General features: G+C 69.6%; 16 protein-coding genes and 1 pseudogene. 8 read left to right on the top strand and 9 right to left on the bottom strand.

Translation table 11 applies throughout. The features are described from left to right. Window positions 1–101: 101 nt before the first annotated feature. Entirely contained in the window at window positions 102–479 is a 378-nt protein-coding gene (locus KQ305_RS13170) for a hypothetical protein (RefSeq protein ID WP_259725859.1), read from the top strand. Window positions 480–675: 196 nt separating this feature from the next. On the opposite strand, the gene KQ305_RS13165 is transcribed toward KQ305_RS13170, so the two are convergent. Further along, the gene (locus KQ305_RS13165; protein WP_259725858.1) at window positions 676–1,020 is read right to left on the bottom strand and encodes a PilZ domain-containing protein; all 345 of its coding nucleotides are present in this window, start codon (window positions 1,018–1,020) and stop codon (window positions 676–678) included. Between the two features lie 164 nt (window positions 1,021–1,184). After that, window positions 1,185–1,661, bottom strand: coding sequence for a hypothetical protein (locus KQ305_RS13160; RefSeq protein ID WP_259725857.1), 477 nt, complete (start codon window positions 1,659–1,661; stop codon window positions 1,185–1,187). Between the two features lie 147 nt (window positions 1,662–1,808). Between KQ305_RS13160 and KQ305_RS13155 the strand changes: the two genes are divergently transcribed. The 4 genes from KQ305_RS13155 to KQ305_RS13140 all read left to right on the top strand — a co-directional run bounded on the left by KQ305_RS13155 (window position 1,809) and on the right by KQ305_RS13140 (window position 6,740). Then, window positions 1,809–2,783: a DnaJ C-terminal domain-containing protein gene (locus tag KQ305_RS13155; protein ID WP_259725856.1), complete on the top strand. Its 975-nt coding sequence runs from the start codon at window positions 1,809–1,811 to the stop codon at window positions 2,781–2,783. A gap of 70 nt (window positions 2,784–2,853) precedes the next feature. Next, on the top strand, window positions 2,854–3,855 hold the full coding sequence (hemB, locus tag KQ305_RS13150; protein ID WP_259725855.1) for a porphobilinogen synthase: 1,002 nt from the start codon (window positions 2,854–2,856) through the stop codon (window positions 3,853–3,855). A 45-nt stretch (window positions 3,856–3,900) separates the two neighbouring features. Then, complete coding sequence (locus KQ305_RS13145) at window positions 3,901–4,314, top strand: VOC family protein (RefSeq protein WP_259725854.1); 414 nt, start codon at window positions 3,901–3,903, stop codon at window positions 4,312–4,314. Then, window positions 4,311–6,740: an endonuclease MutS2 gene (locus KQ305_RS13140; protein ID WP_259725853.1), complete on the top strand. Its 2,430-nt coding sequence runs from the start codon at window positions 4,311–4,313 to the stop codon at window positions 6,738–6,740. The genes KQ305_RS13145 and KQ305_RS13140 overlap by 4 nt, the downstream gene beginning before the upstream one ends. 4 nt (window positions 6,741–6,744) lie before the next feature. On the opposite strand, the gene KQ305_RS13135 is transcribed toward KQ305_RS13140, so the two are convergent. Then, the gene (locus KQ305_RS13135; protein ID WP_259725852.1) at window positions 6,745–7,983 is read right to left on the bottom strand and encodes an ABC transporter ATP-binding protein; all 1,239 of its coding nucleotides are present in this window, start codon (window positions 7,981–7,983) and stop codon (window positions 6,745–6,747) included. 64 nt (window positions 7,984–8,047) lie between these two features. Here KQ305_RS13135 and cgtA point away from each other — a divergent pair, with 64 nt between their 5' ends. Then, on the top strand, window positions 8,048–9,040 hold the full coding sequence (gene cgtA / locus KQ305_RS13130; protein ID WP_259725851.1) for an Obg family GTPase CgtA: 993 nt from the start codon (window positions 8,048–8,050) through the stop codon (window positions 9,038–9,040). A gap of 9 nt (window positions 9,041–9,049) precedes the next feature. On the opposite strand, the gene KQ305_RS13125 is transcribed toward cgtA, so the two are convergent. The 4 genes from KQ305_RS13125 to KQ305_RS13110 all read right to left on the bottom strand — a co-directional run bounded on the left by KQ305_RS13125 (window position 9,050) and on the right by KQ305_RS13110 (window position 12,962). Then, window positions 9,050–9,268 carry a Calvin cycle protein CP12 gene (locus tag KQ305_RS13125; RefSeq protein ID WP_094586564.1) on the bottom strand — a complete coding sequence of 73 codons (219 nt, stop codon included), beginning with the start codon at window positions 9,266–9,268 and terminating at the stop codon, window positions 9,050–9,052. Window positions 9,269–9,385: 117 nt separating this feature from the next. Continuing rightward, window positions 9,386–11,305 (bottom strand): ABC-F family ATP-binding cassette domain-containing protein, encoded by a 1,920-nt coding sequence (locus tag KQ305_RS13120; protein WP_259725850.1) that lies wholly within the window; start codon window positions 11,303–11,305, stop codon window positions 9,386–9,388. Beyond that, window positions 11,302–11,970 carry a DUF2301 domain-containing membrane protein gene (locus KQ305_RS13115; RefSeq protein WP_259725849.1) on the bottom strand — a complete coding sequence of 223 codons (669 nt, stop codon included), beginning with the start codon at window positions 11,968–11,970 and terminating at the stop codon, window positions 11,302–11,304. The genes KQ305_RS13120 and KQ305_RS13115 overlap by 4 nt, the downstream gene beginning before the upstream one ends. Further along, entirely contained in the window at window positions 11,967–12,962 is a 996-nt protein-coding gene (locus KQ305_RS13110; protein ID WP_259725848.1) for a glutathione S-transferase C-terminal domain-containing protein, read from the bottom strand. Before KQ305_RS13110 ends, KQ305_RS13115 begins: the two co-directional genes overlap by 4 nt. Window positions 12,963–13,024: 62 nt before the next feature. Between KQ305_RS13110 and KQ305_RS13105 the strand changes: the two genes are divergently transcribed. Then, window positions 13,025–13,990, top strand: a complete 966-nt coding sequence (locus KQ305_RS13105; RefSeq protein WP_259725895.1) for an aspartoacylase — start codon at window positions 13,025–13,027, stop codon at window positions 13,988–13,990. Here KQ305_RS13105 and KQ305_RS13100 read toward each other — a convergent pair. Both KQ305_RS13100 and KQ305_RS13095 read right to left on the bottom strand, forming a co-directional pair. Next, window positions 13,954–14,349, bottom strand: a complete 396-nt coding sequence (locus KQ305_RS13100) for a hypothetical protein (RefSeq protein ID WP_259725847.1) — start codon at window positions 14,347–14,349, stop codon at window positions 13,954–13,956. The genes KQ305_RS13105 and KQ305_RS13100 overlap by 37 nt on opposite strands. 2 nt (window positions 14,350–14,351) lie before the next feature. Next, on the bottom strand, window positions 14,352–14,714 hold the full coding sequence (locus KQ305_RS13095; RefSeq protein ID WP_259725846.1) for a hypothetical protein: 363 nt from the start codon (window positions 14,712–14,714) through the stop codon (window positions 14,352–14,354). Between the two features lie 208 nt (window positions 14,715–14,922). Here KQ305_RS13095 and KQ305_RS13090 point away from each other — a divergent pair. Next, a pseudogene (locus KQ305_RS13090) lies at window positions 14,923–15,050 on the top strand (photosystem II q(b) protein); the annotation flags it as partial.

Here is a 15,050-nt window from a genome sequence, read left to right as displayed (position 1 = left end):
CCGTGTCGGGCCTGGCGGCTCCAATCGGGACAAGGCGTGCACATCGGCGGAGTACTGGGCCGACCTTGCTAGGACGAGGTTCTCCTCCGCATCTCCTGGCGATGAAACGCTGCAAGGACGTCGTTGTTCTGACGGTGGCGGCGGTGGCCGTCGCCCTGGCCATCCCCAATGTCAGCGGGGCCCGGCCCAATCCCGGCGGTCTCGGCGGGCCGGCCTCCGGCGCGGGGGTGGCTCCCGGCGCCGGGTTCGGCGCGGCTGGTCCTGGCCTGGACCGGCAGCCAGGGGTGGGTGCCGGTGGAGTGGGCGGGCCCGCCTCCGGAGCTGGAGTCTTGCCGGGTGCTGGTTTTGGCGAGGCTGGCCCTGGCCTTGAACGGCGGCCGGTGGAAAACCCCGGTGGTGTCGGTGGGCCGGCCTCGGGAGCCGGTGTGCGCCCTGGCCTGGGCTACGGGGCTCCCGGCGCTGGCATGTATCGCCGCTGACCCCTGGCCCAACGCTTGCCGCCGCAATTGGATGGGTCCACCTTCGCCTTCAGTCCTGGCTTGATCGGGGACCGGCGAGGGCTATGGGCGTTTGTCCCTGGGGTTCAACAAGCTTTTGACCGAATGTGTCTCCAGCCAGGACCAGTCATGGCTGGAAACATGTTCGGCAGTTCGGCAGGCGCTTTGGCACCATGGCTCAGGAAGGATCTGATTTGATCAGCAACCTGAGAAACGTCTTGGAAATGTCGAAGTCCTCTTCAAACCTCAGCCCCGAGTAGTGGGCACCCCTCAGTTGGTTCATCCAGATCAGTTCGCCCCTTGCTTCGATGATTTCCGCATCGGAGGGATCGTGGAAGCGAATCTGGGCAGGAGTCCCCATGGGCACTTCCTGGAAGCTGCGAATACACGCTCCAGAACGGCTGACATCCCAAAGGTGTCCTGAATAACAATGGTCCTGAAAAAAGACTTCGACTTTTATGAGGATCTGGAAAAAAGGCGCTGAAAACTTGGGTTCACGGGGTGGAAGTGTGGATCCCTTCATGGCCCTGAGGTGAGAAGTTTGGCTCCAGACGGGTTTCAGTGTTCTGCGGAAATAGGTTTGATGACTATACCAAAATATCCAATGACGTCGACGTGGGACTTGCGCACAAGAGAGACTGTCTGATGCAGGTGTGCTGCATGGGCCACAGCATCAAGGCCCCCTTTTCAGGGAGCGCCCTTGGCCGGTGCCTGGGAGAAACCACTCCAGCGTTTCAGCTCCTCGATCGTCTGCACCCCTTCCACCCGCTTGGTCCCCAGAACCCAGGTGGGGTAGGCCTTGATGCCCGCCTCCTGGCAGCGTTCGCGACCCTCCTTGGTTTTGTCGCACTCCACGTAGGGCAGTCGATCGCCCGCCTGCTGGCCGAAGAGACTTTTCTGCTTGAAGCAGGCCGGGCACCACCAGGCGCCGTAGAACAACGCCCCGATGCTGCGCAGGTGCTCCGTCAGCTCGAGCTGGGCGCTGCCGGACGGTGCCAGGGCCTCCCCAAGCGTGGGGGTGGTGGAGACCCCGGCCTGGCCCCCATGGGCGGGGGCGGTGAAGGTCAGCGCACACCCCAACAGGGTCGGCAGACCGCCCAGCAGCAGCAGCGGCCGCAGCGCCGCAGCCCGGTTGGCCTTCGTGGATGGGGAGGGGAAGCGCATCGGCGGGCGGAAAGACCTGAAATCTAGGCGGCATCCCCGGGCCCGTTCGGGCTTCCGCCCTGCCAGGGCCTGTGAATTCAGCGCCGAGACTGGGACAATTTCAACGATCGACGGTGACGGACGCCCTGGCGACATGAGCGTGACGAGATGAGCGTGAATGGGTACCGCGACTATTTCAAGGTTCTCGGCGTCGAAAGGGGCACGGACGCCGATGGCATCAAGCGGGCCTTCCGCAAGCTGGCCCGTCAATACCATCCGGATGTCAATCCTGACGACGCCTCTGCCGAGTCTCGTTTCAAGGAGATCAGCGAAGCCTATGAAGTGCTTTCCGATCCCGAAAAGCGCCGTCGCTATGAGCAGTTCGGCCAGTACTGGAACCAGGTAGGCGGCGGTGGCGGAGCCCCCGGCGTCGATGTTGATTTCGGCCGTTACGGCAACTTCGACGACTTCATCAACGATCTGCTGGGCCGCTTCGGCGGGGGAGCGGCGGGCGGTGCTCCCGGAGGTTTCGGCTTCGGCAGCGGTTTCCCAGGGGGGTTCCCCTCCGGGTTCGGTGGCGCCGGCGCCGAACGCTCCAGCCAGGTGCAACTCGATGCGGAGGCGACGATCAGCCTGCCGGTGGCCGATGCCTTCCGCGGCTGCGAGCGCACCCTTGCCGTTAACGAGGAGCGGGTGCAGGTCCGCATCCCCGCCGGCGTCAAGGACGGCAGCCGTCTGCGACTCAAGGGCAAGGGCAATCTGCAGCCCGGCACCGGACGGCGCGGCGATCTCTATCTCACCCTCAAGCTTCAGCCCCATCCCGTCTGGCGTCTCGATGGCGACCAGCTCCGGGCCGAGCTTCCCCTCAGCCTTGATGAACTGGCCCTGGGCGGCGAGGTGCGGGTGGCCACCCCCGATGGGGAAGCGACGATCCAGGTGCCCCCCGGCATGACCCTCGGCCGCAGCCTGCGGCTCAAGGGCAAGGGCTGGCCGGTGAAGGACGGCAGGGGCGATCTGCTGTTCACGCCGACCCTCAAACTTCCCGACAGCCTCAGCCCCCAGGAGCGGGATCTGCTCGAGCAACTGCGGCAGGCCCGGAGCGTCGACCCCCGCAAGGACTGGATCAGCGCCGCCCTGCTCTGAGCGCCGAACCTGGCCGCCTTTCAAGCGCCGGAAGGGCTTTCCGTAGGATCCGGCCAGTCAGATCTGCCCCATGGAGCTCACCTATCGGCCCCGCCGGCTGCGTCGCACGCCGGCCCTGAGGGCCATGGTGCGGGAATTCCAGCTCAGCGCCGCTGATTTCATCTATCCCCTGTTCGTCCACGAGGGCGCCTCCAACGAACCGATCGGTGCCATGCCCGGCGCCCAGCGCTGGAGCCTGGAGGGCCTGGTGGCGGAGGTGGGCCGGGCCTGGGATCTGGGCATCCGCTGCGTGGTGCTGTTTCCCAAGGTGGCCGATGGCCTCAAGACCGAGGACGGCAGCGAGTGCTTCAACGAGGGTGGCCTGATCCCCCGGGCGATCCGGCGCCTCAAGCAGGCGCATCCGGCGATGGCGATCATGACCGACGTCGCCCTCGATCCCTATTCCTGCGACGGCCACGACGGCATCGTGAGTGACGAGGGGGTGGTGCTCAACGACGAGACCGTCAGCCTCCTCTGCCGCCAGGCGGTGGCCCAGGCCCGGGCCGGGGCGGACCTGATCGGCCCCAGCGACATGATGGACGGACGGGTGGGCGCCATCCGGGAAGCCCTCGACGAGGAAGGCTTCGAGCACGTCGGGATCATCAGCTACACCGCGAAGTACGCCTCCGCCTACTACGGCCCCTTCCGCGAGGCGCTGGATTCCGCCCCCCGGGCCGTGGGCAACAAGCCCATTCCGAAGGACAAGAGCACCTATCAGATGGATCCGGCCAACGGCCGTGAAGCCCTCACCGAAGCCCTGCTCGATGAACAGGAGGGGGCCGACATCCTGATGGTGAAGCCCGGCCTGGCCTACCTCGACATCATCCACCGTCTGCGGGGTGAGAGCGAGCTGCCCATCGCCGCCTACAACGTCAGCGGTGAGTACGCCATGGTGAAGGCCGCCGCCGAGCGGGGCTGGATCGACGAGCGGGCGGTGGTGCTGGAAACCCTGCTGTGCTTCAAGCGGGCCGGCGCCGACCTGATCCTCACGTACCACGCCTGCGACGCCGCCCAGTGGCTGCGCGACGGCTGAGCCGCACCGCTTGAATGGAACGATGAACCGTCGTTCCCCCTTCCCATGACGCGTCTCGGCCACGTGGCGGTGCGGGTCCAGGACATGGAGCGTGCCAAGCGCTTCTACGAGGAGCTGGGGTTGCGCCTCACCTGGGATGCCCAGGACTGGGCCTACATGCAGTCGCCCGGCAACGGCGACGGCATCGCCCTGCTCGGCCCCGCCTACACCGCCGCCGGCCCCCACTTCGCCTTCCATTTCAGCGACCGCGCCGAGGTGCAGGCCGTGCACGAGCGGCTTGAGGCGGCAGGCCACCGGGTGGGACCGGTGCACGACCATCGGGACGGCACCGCCTCCTTCTATCTGCAGGATACGGAGGGCAACTGGCTGGAGATGCTCTACGAGCCCGCCGCCGGCATCCCCTCCAATGTGGGGGCCGCCGCCATCCCCGCCCCCACCTCCCTCGCGCCGGCTGGGTGAGCGAGATCCATCAGGACACGCTGGAGCTTCTGGAGTGGCCCCGCCTGGCGGAGCACCTGGCCGGCTTCGCCAGCACGGCTGCCGGCCGGCGCCATTGCGCTGGGCTCGGTCTGCCGGACCATCCGGCCGAAAGCCGCCGCCTGCTGCTCGAGACCACCGAGCTGCTTGCCCTCGATGGGCTCTGTGAGGGTGGTCTCAGCCTGCAGGGGGCTGGGGACATCGCCGACACGGTCGCCCTCTGTGCCAAGGGGGGCTGCGGGGGCGGTGAGGAGTTGCTGGCGGTGGCGTCCACGCTGGCCACGGCCCGGCGGCTGCGGCGCCAGATCGAGGACTCTGAGCTGCGTCCCGTCACCAGCGCCCTGGTGGCCGAACTGCGCACCCTGCCGGAGTTGGAGCAGCGGCTGCACTTCTGTCTGGAGGAGGGCGGCCGGGTGGCGGATCGGGCCAGCGGCTCCCTGGAGGCCGTGCGGCGCCAGCTGCTGGGCCTGCGCGGCGAGCGGCGAGAGCGGCTGCAGGAGCTGGTGCGCCGCTACGCCTCCCTGCTCCAGGACACGGTGGTGAGCGAGCGCAGCGGCCGGCCGGTGCTGGCGGTCAAGGCCGGCGCCGCCGCCCAGGTGAGCGGCCTGGTGCACGACAGCTCCGCCTCCGGCAGCACGGTGTACGTGGAGCCCCAGGCGGTGATCCCCCTGGGCAATCGCCTCCGCGACGCCGAGGGTCAGGAGCGGGAGCTGGAGCGGCAGGTGCGCAGCGAACTCAGTGCCCTGGTGGGCGAGCAGGCAGAAGCCCTCGGCCATCTGCAGCAGGTGTTGGTGCTCCTGGATGCCGGCTTGGCCAGGGCCCGTTACGGCCAGTGGCTGGGGGCCGTGCGGCCCGAGCTGGCTGAGACGGCCGAGGCCCCGTTCGAGCTGCGGGACCTGCGCCACCCCCTGCTGCTCTGGCAGGAGCGAAAGGAGGGCGGCCGGCCCGTGGTGCCCGTCACCATCAGCGTGGGCCGCGAGCTGCGGGTGGTGGCGATCACGGGGCCCAACACCGGCGGTAAGACGGTGACCCTCAAGAGCCTCGGCCTGGCGGCCCTGATGGCCCGCGCCGGCCTGTTCCTGCCCTGCACCGGCACCCCGCGGCTGCCCTGGTGCGGCCAGGTGCTGGCCGACATCGGCGATGAGCAGTCGCTGCAGCAGAACCTCTCGACGTTCAGCGGCCACATCCGCCGTATCGCCCGCATCCTGGCGGCCCTGGCGGAGGGGGCAGTGCAGCCACAAGCTGCGGCGGCGCTGGTGCTTCTTGATGAGGTGGGGGCCGGCACCGATCCCACCGAAGGCAGCGCCCTGGCCGCCGCCCTGCTGCGCCACCTCGCCGATCATGCCCGCCTCACCGTGGCCACCACCCACTTCGGCGAGCTCAAGGCGCTCAAGTACGCCGATCCCCGTTTCGAGAACGCCTCGGTGGCCTTCGATGTAGAGACCCTCTCGCCCACCTACCGGTTGCAGTGGGGCATCCCCGGCCGCAGCAATGCCCTGGCGATCGCCTCCCGGCTGGGCCTCGACCCCACGGTGCTGGCGGCGGCCGCCGCCCAGCTGGAGCCGGGCGGCGAGGGCGACGTGAACAGGGTGATCGAGGGGCTGGAGCAGGAGCGCCAGCGCCAGCAGGAGGCGGCCGAGGCGGCGGCGGTGCTGCTGGCCCGCACCGAGCTGCTGCACGAGGAACTGCTGCAGCGCTGGTCGCAGCAGAAGGAGCAGTCGGCGGAACTGCAGGAACAGCGCCGCCAGCGGCTGGAGCTGTCGATCCGTGAGGGGCAGGGGGAGGTGCGTCGCCTGATCCGGCGGCTGCGCACGGTGGGACAGGAGGTGCGCGTCGGCAGAAGGGTGGCGGGGGAAACGGCCCGCCAGGCCGGCCAGCGCCTGCGCCGGCTGGAGCAGCAGCACCGGCCCCTGCCGGAGCAGCGCGACCATGGCGGCTGGCGGCCCAGGGTGGGCGACCGCATCCGTCTGTTGGCCCTGGGTAAGGCCGCCGAGGTGCTGGCCATCTCGGAGGAGGGCAGCGAGCTCACGGTGCGCTGCGGCGTGCTGCGGCTCACCGTGGCACTGGCCGCGATCGAAGGGCTGCATGGCGAAAAGCCCGCCCCACCTGAGCCGCCGCCCCAGGTGCGCATTCGCAGTCGCCGCTCTCCCGGCAGCCGGGGCCCCGAGGTGCGCACCGAAGGGAACACGGTGGACGTGCGCGGCCTGCGGGTGCATGAGGCCGAGGCGGCGGTGGAGGAGCGCCTGCGGGGGGCCAACGGGCCGGTGTGGGTGATCCACGGCATCGGCACGGGCAAGCTCAAGCGGGGCCTGCGCGATTGGCTCTCCGGCCTGGCCTGGGTGGAGCGGGTGAGTGATGCCGAGCAGGGCGATGGCGGCCCTGGCTGCAGCGTCATCTGGGTGAAGTGAGGCCTCAGAGGTTGATGGCGGGCAGCTGGGGTTCCTGCCGCGGCGGTGGGGTGGTGACCTCGGCCGGCAACAGGGCGGACCCGAGCCCGTCGAACAGGCGCCATCCCGTGGGGTCGACGTCGAGATGGACGGTCTGGCCCACGGTCACGCTCTGGTCAGGGGTGGCCCGCACCAGCACCAGGTGGCTGCCCTCCAGCAGCCGGCAGGTGACCAGTTGCTCGTTGCCCAGGGCCTCGCAGTGGCTCACCTCCGCCGCCAGATTGCGGTTGGTGGCGGGAGCCAGTCGCAGGTGCTCGGGACGCAGGCCGCCGGTGATCCGGTGGCCGATCCAGTCGCCCAGCAGCTCCGCCATCGGCCCCTCCACCGGGAAGCGCCGTCCCCCCAGCAGCAGCTGGGCGGAGCCGGCCACCTCCACCGGCAGCAGGTTCATCGCCGGGCTGCCGATGAACTGGGCCACGAACAGGTTGGCGGGCCACTGGTAGAGCTGCATCGGCGTGCCCAGCTGCTGCAGCCTGCCCTCGTTGAGCACGGCGATGCGGTGGCCCATCGTCATCGCCTCCACCTGGTCGTGGGTGACGTAAAGGGTGGTGGTGCCCAGGCGTCGCTGCAGCTCCACGATCTGGGTGCGGGTGCCGGTGCGCAGCTTGGCGTCCAGGTTGCTGAGGGGCTCATCCATCAGGAACACCGCTGGCTGGCGGGCGATGGCCCGACCCAGCGCCACCCGCTGCTTCTGGCCTCCGGAGAGCTCCTTGGGCCGACGAGCCAGCAGTGGCTCCAACTCCAGGGTGGCGGCCACCTCATCGATGCGCGCTTCGATACGGCGCTCCCGCTCAGAAGCGATCCTCAGGGCCGCCGGCAATCCGCGGCTGGCCCTGTGCAAGCTGTCCTGCAGCTGTTGGGGCAGGCTGCGGTGGCGGCTGCGGCGCAGGCCGAAGCCGATGTTGTCGGCCACGCTCAGGTGGGGGTAGAGGGCGTAGCTCTGGAACACCATCGCCACATCCCGCTGGGCGGGGCGCAGGCGGCTCACGGGCCGCTCGCCGACGTAGATCTCGCCCGAGGTGGTGGCCTCCAGGCCCGCCAGCAGCCGCAGCAGGGTGCTCTTGCCGCAGCCCGACGGGCCCACGAGCACCAGGAATTCACCGTCTTCGATGCGCAGGTCGAGCTGGCGCAGCACCTCCACCGGGCTGCCGCCGCGACGGGGCGGGTAGGTCTTGCCGACCTGGTGGAAGCGGACCTCGGCCAAACAAGCGCTGCAACCGGGGGATCCTAGGGTTGTTCCTCATCAGAGCCCCGGCCGAAAACCTTCCTTGCAGTTCATCGATCAGGCCCGCATAGCCGTGCGCGCCGGCCGCGGCGGCGACGGCATCGTGGCCTTCCGTCGTGAGAAATACGTGCCCGCCGGTGGGCCGTCCGGTGGCGATGGGGGTCGCGGTGGAGACGTGCTGCTCGTGGCCGACTCCAATCTCCAGACCCTGCTGGATTTCAAGTACCGACGTCTGTTCGCCGCCGATGACGGCCGGCGCGGCGGCCCGAACCGCTCCTCCGGAGCCAGCGCTTCCACCCTGACGATCCGGGTGCCCTGCGGCACCGAGGTGCGCGACTGCCGCACCGGCATCCTGCTGGGCGATCTCACCAATGCCGGCGAGGAGCTGCTGGTGGCGGCCGGCGGCCGGGGCGGGTTGGGCAACGCCCACTACCTCAGCAACCGCAACCGGGCCCCGGAAAAGTTCACCGAGGGCAAGGAGGGCGAAGAATGGAAGCTGCAGCTGGAGCTCAAGCTGCTGGCCGAAGTGGGAATCATCGGTTTGCCCAATGCCGGCAAGAGCACCTTGATCGCCGTTCTCTCCGCCGCCCGGCCGAAGATCGCCGACTACCCCTTCACCACCCTGGTGCCCAACCTGGGTGTGGTGCGGCGGCCAAGCGGCGACGGCACTGTCTTTGCCGACATCCCCGGACTGATCGCGGGGGCCGCCCGCGGCGCCGGCCTGGGCCATGAATTCCTGCGCCACATCGAGCGCACCCGACTGCTGGTGCATCTGGTGGATGCCGGCGGCGAGGACGTGCTCAGGGATCTGTTGGTGGTGGAGGAGGAGCTGGCCGCCTATGGCAACGGACTCAGCGAGCGCCCCCGCCTGGTGGTGCTCAACAAGATGGAGCTGTGTGATGACGAGGAACTGGAGGAGCGGGTGGTCGCCATCGCCACCCACACCGGCCAGAACCCCCTGGTGATCTCCGCCGCAGCCTCCCAGGGTCTCAACGTCCTTCTGTCAGCCGTCTGGGAGCAGCTGGGAATCGTCTGACGCTGGGCCTCAGTCGTCGTAGACCCGACACTCGGGGGCTTCGGGGTTGAGATCGCAGTAGACCTCCAGCGGGCTGGGGTCGTGGCTGTCCTCAGGGTGGTGCTCCTTGTACTCGTTGAGGGCCTTGAGCTCCTCCTCGAGATGGCGCACCTTGCCGAGATTGCCGTCTGCCTTGGCCGACTCGATCTCGACTTTGTCCTTCTCGATGTGATCGTCGATCGTCTTCATGCAAAAACCGGCCTTCACGAGCCGGAACTCACCGCAGACACCATACGGTCGGGGCAGGGGCGTCGCCGTTTCCTGTGGGTTCCCGCACACCCAGGGCCCAGGCCAAGGCCCAGGCGCTCAGGCGGCCAGCTCGCTCAGCACCAGCCAGCGCTCCTCCGCCGCGTGGATCCGCTCCACCAGGGCCGCCAGATCGTGGGTCAGTTCCTCCAGGCGGGCGTAATCCGGGCCACTGGGAGCCGCCAGGTGCTGCTCCAGCTCACGGCGTTGCTGTTCGAGCTGGGGCAGCTCGGTTTCGAGGCGCTCCAGCTCCTTGGCCTCCTTGAAGCTGCGTCGGCGCGGGCCAGCCGCTGGCACACGGGCTGGAGATGTCGATCGCTTGGCGGGCTCCCGGGCCGCGGCCGCACGCCTCGGGCCCATGCCTTGGACTGGGGACCCAGCCCCTCGCTCCAGCCAGCTGCTGTAGTTGCCCTCGAAGCGTTCCAGCTTGCCGTCTTCGAAGTGGAACAAGCGGTCGACGGTGCGATCCAAGAACCAGCGGTCGTGGGAGACCACCACCACACAGCCACGGAAATCGTCGAGGAACTCCTCCAGCACGCTCAGGGTGTGCACGTCGAGGTCGTTGGTGGGTTCATCCAGCAGCAGCACATTGGGGGCCTCGATCAGCAGCCGGCAGAGGTGCAGGCGCCGCCGCTCGCCCCCGGAGAGCTTCGCCACCGGTTGGTGCTGCTGGGCGGGGGGGAACAGGAAGCGCTCCAGCAGCTGGGAGGCCGTCAGCTCCACCCCGTCCACCTGTACGCGGCTGGCGGCCTCCTGCACCACCTCGATCACCTTGCGCTTGCCGTCCCTGGCCAGCAGCACGTCGCTGTGCTGATCGAAGTAGGCCAGCTTCACCGTGGACCCCAGCTCCAGCAGGCCGCCGCTGGGGGGGCGCCGTCCGGCGATCACCTCCAGCAGGCTGGACTTGCCGACCCCGTTGGGTCCGATGATCCCCACCCGGTCTTCGGGGCTGAAGTCGTAGCTGAAGTCGCGCAGCAGGGTGCGATCACCCACGGCCACGGCCAGCCCCTCGGCGGTGATGGCCCGCTTACCGATGCGCCGGGCGGTGGCGGCCATGGCCAGGCTGGTGCGCCCCTGGCGGGCGGGGGCCTCCAGCAGGGCATCGATGCGTTGCAGCCGGGCCTTCTGCTTGGTGCTGCGGGCCTTGGGGCCCTGGCGCAACCAGGCCAGTTCCCGCCGCAGGGTCCCCTTGAGCTTGGCGGCGGTGGAGGCTTCGGCCTCCTCCTCGGCCGCCTTGAGGCCCAGATAGGTGCCGTAGTTGCCTTCGTAGGGCCGGGCCTCGCCCCGCTCCACTGCCACGATCCGGCGAGTGACCCGATCCAGCAGGTAGCGGTCGTGGGTGACCAGCACCAGGGCGCCGGCGAAGCGATCCAGGTAGCTCTGCAACCACTCCACCCCCTCGGCGTCGAGGTGGTTGGTGGGTTCATCCAGCAGCAGTACCTCCGGTTCGGCCACAAGGGCCGCCGCCAGGGCGACGCGGCGCCGATTGCCGCCGGAGAGTTCGCCGATCGTCCGCTCCTGGTGGGCCGCGTCGATACCCAGGCGTTCGAGCACCTCCCGGCAGCGGCGCTCCAGGTCCCAGGCCTGGCAGCCATCCATACGGTGCTGCAGAGCGCTCAGGCGGGCCAGCAGCTGGCCGTCCTCGGCGCCGCTGGCCAGCTGGTGGCTCACCCCGGCGTACTCGCGCAGCAGGGCCATGGCTTCCCCATCCCCGGCGAACACCTGCTCCAGCACGGTCAGGGACGGATCCAGGCGGGGCTCCTGGTCGAGCAGCACCACCCGGGTGCGGGAGTGGCAGCGCCGCTCGCCCCGATCGAGCGGTTCGAGGCCCGCCAGCACCCGCAGCAGGGTGCTCTTGCCGGCGCCATTGGGACCGATCAGCCCCAGACGGTCCCGTTCACCCACATGCAGGTCGAGATCGGCGAACAGGGTGCGCAGGCCGAAGTCCTTGGCGGCTCCCACCAGGCTGATCGCGCTCATGGGGTTTCGCCGCCCTGGCCCAGGCGCTGCTGTTCCAGATGGGCGAAGACGCTCTTGTCGCCCACATCGGCTGCCGCCGGCATGGGGAACTTGCGCAGGCAGAGCACCAGCAGCAGCAGGGCTTCTGCGGCCAGCAGGCTGGCGGTCGTGGCCGGGCTCAGCACGCCGGCCAGCCGCCCGAGCAGGGCCAGGGGCAGCAGCAGGGTGACACCGATCGCCTCGGGGCGCTGGAAGCAGAAGAACTCCTTGAAGCCGATCCCGGCCAGGGCAGCGAAGAAGGGCCCCACCGCCAGGATCCACAGGGGCTGCTGGGCCAGGGCGGGGAGCATCTGGCCCGGTCCGTCCTTCAGAGCGAGCAGCAGCCCGCCCAGGCAACCGGCCAGCCAGAACAGCTGCAGGGCCCGGTGCAGGGGACGCAGGTAGATGTGGATCCAGCGGAGGGCAAGGCCCAGGCCGGCCGCCATCACCAGCAACCAGGGCCAGAGCAGGTCGGGGCCGAGCTGGCGCCACTGGGCCAGCAGGGCCAGCTGGCCCAGGGCCACGGCGGTGAGGGCCAGTCGGTAGCCCAACACTTCGCGGCGGTCGGTGGCGGTGATCGTGAAGATGCCGTACACCCCTTCGAAAACGGGGTCTGTGCCATCCGGCGTGGCCAGGGTGCTGCTCATCGGGTCGGGGCGCCGGGGGCGGCAGGGGGCGGGTTGCCCACCAGTGTGGCCAGGTCCGGTCCCGCCGGGACGATGCCGGAGGGGTGCAGGGGGAACAGAGCCCCGAAGTAGTCGCTGCGCCAGGCCGTCGGGAAGCAGGTGGCGGCCACCCCCGCCAGGCCATGGAAGCGGCGCCGCCAGTCCCACAGCCGGGGAAGCTGCCAGAGGGGCCGTCGGCTGCAGCCGAACAGCGGGGCGTAAACCAGCTCCATCCGGATCAGGGTGGGGAACAGCACCACGTCCGCCAGGCTGGGGTGGGCTCCGCCGCAGAGCCAGCCGCTGCCGCTCTCCCCCTGGGCGGCGAGGCTGTCCTCGAGGACCTCCAGGGTGGCGAACAGGGCCGCTTCGGCCTCGTCGTAGGCCGCCTGGTTGCGGGCGAAGCCGCAGCGGTACACCCCGTCGTTCACATCCCCTTGCAGGCGCTCCCGCCAGGCGGCGATGGCCGGGAGATCATCCGTGGGCTGCAGGTCCGGAGCCTCGGCAGGCGCGGGCCAGGCGTTGAGCAGCTCGATCAGGCGGGCGCTCTCGTTCACCAGAATCTGCCTCTGGCTACGGGAATAGAGGGCCGGCACGGTGGCCCGGGCCCGGGGATCGGCACCGCAGCGGCTGTAGAGGTCGAGCAGGGTCTGGCAGTCCACGAAGGGCGTGTCGAACCGCCAGCGGCCGGCGGCAGGATCGGGCACCACCACCACCGTGTCGATCGACGGCGCCAGGCCGCGCAGGCTCCAGGTGAGCCAGGCCCGGTGGGCCCACGGGCAGCTGCGGCCCACGATCAGCACGTGGCCGCCGGGGTCGGCGGCATCCTCCGGCAGCGGCGGCAGGCTGGTGAAGGCCCCGGCAGGCCGGCGGTAGCGGCCCTGGTCGTCGGCGGGACCGAGCCCGCCCATCAGCAGCCGCCACTGGCACTGCCAGAGCTGCCGGGCGGTGCGCACCAAGGTGGCGGGCGGGGCCATGGAGATCAGCGGTTTGCAGCCATGACTCTGCGCCAGGCTGGAGCCCTGTGAGCGAGCAGGCAATGGTGGCGGGCCGGGTAATGGTGGTGGGGGGCACCCACGGCAACGAGCGCAACGCGCCCTGGATGCTGGACGCCTGGCGGCAGCACCCGGCCCTGCTGCGCCGCCATGGTCTCGACCTGGATCTGGTGCTGGGTAACCCCGCCGCCCACGCCGCAGGCCGGCGCTACCTGGACCAGGACCTCAACCGCAGCTTCGTGCCGGCCCTGTTGGACGCCGACGCGCTGGGGGACCGGGAACTGCGGCGGGCCCGGGAGCTGCTGGCCCTCCACGGGCCCGGAGGCAGTGCCCCCTGCCTGGTGGCCCTCGACCTGCACAGCACCACCGCCGCCATGGGCAGCAGCCTGGTGGTCTACGGCCGGCGGCCGGCCGATCTGGCGCTGGCGGCAGGGATGCAGCAGCGCCTGGGGCTGCCGATCTACCTGCATGAGCAGGATCAGGTGCAGACCGGCTATCTGGTGGAACGCTGGCCCTGCGGGCTGGTGGTGGAGGTGGGCCCGGTGCCGCAGGGCGTGATTCAGGCCAGCATCTGTCTGCAGAGCCAGCTGGCCCTGGAGGCCGCGCTGGAGGTGCTGGCGGAGGCCAGGGCCGGTGCTCTGCGCCAGCCTGCTCGGCTGGTGGTACACCGGCACCTGGGCAGCCTCGACCTGCCGCGCCACGGCGACGGATCCCCGGCGGCGGTGGTACATCCGCAGCGCCAGGGACGTGACTGGCGGCCGATCGTCGCCGGCGAGCCCCTCTTCCTCACTGCGGAGGGCACCACGATCCCTTTCCACCCCCAGGGAGACCAGGTGGAGGGACCCGTCTGGGCCGTGTTCATCAACGAGGCGGCCTATGGCGAGAAGGGCATCGCCCTCAGCCTCACCCGCCGGGAAACCTGGCCCGTGGAGCCCGCCTGGGGCCAGGCCCTCAAAAACCTGGCCCGGAGCCTTCAGACCCCTGGCTGCGTCCGAGGTGGACCGTTGTAGAGCACGCTCAGGACGCTGCGACCATCGGGGGCGATGAGGATCTCGGTTTCCACCGTCGGTGGCTGGCCGAGCTGGGCCCAGCCGGGGACTCCGCCATAGAAGCGGAACAGCAGGCCCTCGGCGTCAGAGCGCACCAGGCAATTGCCACCACTGCGCTCGTACATGCAGATCGCGGGCCGGTAAACGCCCAGGCCGCCGTTGATCATCTCGCCCCGCATGCGGGCCAGGTTGACGGCGCGGCCGCGCTGGAAGGCCTGTTCCTGGCTCATCTGGGCCCGGGCGGGGGCGACGTGTGCCAGGGGGGCGGCCAGCAGCAGGGCCAGGGCGCCCAGCAGGGGCCGGAGACGGAACGAAGGCATGGTCATCCGCAAACGAGGGTGGTCTGTTCTTTGGTGCAGGGGAGATCGGTCTTGCTGCCGTCAGCCCAGTAGATCCGCAGCCGGTCGTCCTCGGTGTCGGTGCGCAGGGTCAGCGATTTGACCACACCGGCTGGGGGCTTGCCGGCTGGGTCGGCGGTGTCGGGGCGCACGTCGGGCTTGTTCAGCCGCTGTTCGAGCTGTTGGATCTTCAGCTCAAGTTGGTCGATGCGGCGGCTCTCGGTATTGGGCGAGCCCTGGCAACCCCCTACCAGCAGCGGCAGGACCAGCAGGGCGGGGGACAGCCGGCGCAGGCGAGAGGCGGGGGTACGCCACGGTTGGGGTGAGAGCGACGAACGCGAGACCATCGGCGGGTGGGCGAGATGACCGGAGCCACTCACCTCCTAGCAGCGGCAGGGGGGGCAGGCCAGGAAGGAGCCTCAGCTTTTCTTCATGAAGGGGCGCTCACATGCCGAAACAGTCTGTTACAGTCCGTTCAGGCGATTTTTTCGCCACTACTTACGCCAAAGGTGACCGCGCTCGCGCTTGCACCTGACGGCACACTTCTCTGCACTCATGACCGCCACTCTCCAGCAGCGCTCCGGCGCTTCGGTGTGGAACCAGTTCTGTGAGTGGGTCACCTCCACCAACAACCGCCTCTACGTCGGTTGGTTCGGTGTGCTGATGATCCCCACCCTGCTGGC

The sequence above is a fragment of the Synechococcus sp. CS-1332 genome (assembly GCF_025127995.1).
GTDB lineage: Bacteria > Cyanobacteriota > Cyanobacteriia > PCC-6307 > Cyanobiaceae > Cyanobium.
This window is presented reverse-complemented; position numbering and strand designations above follow the sequence as displayed.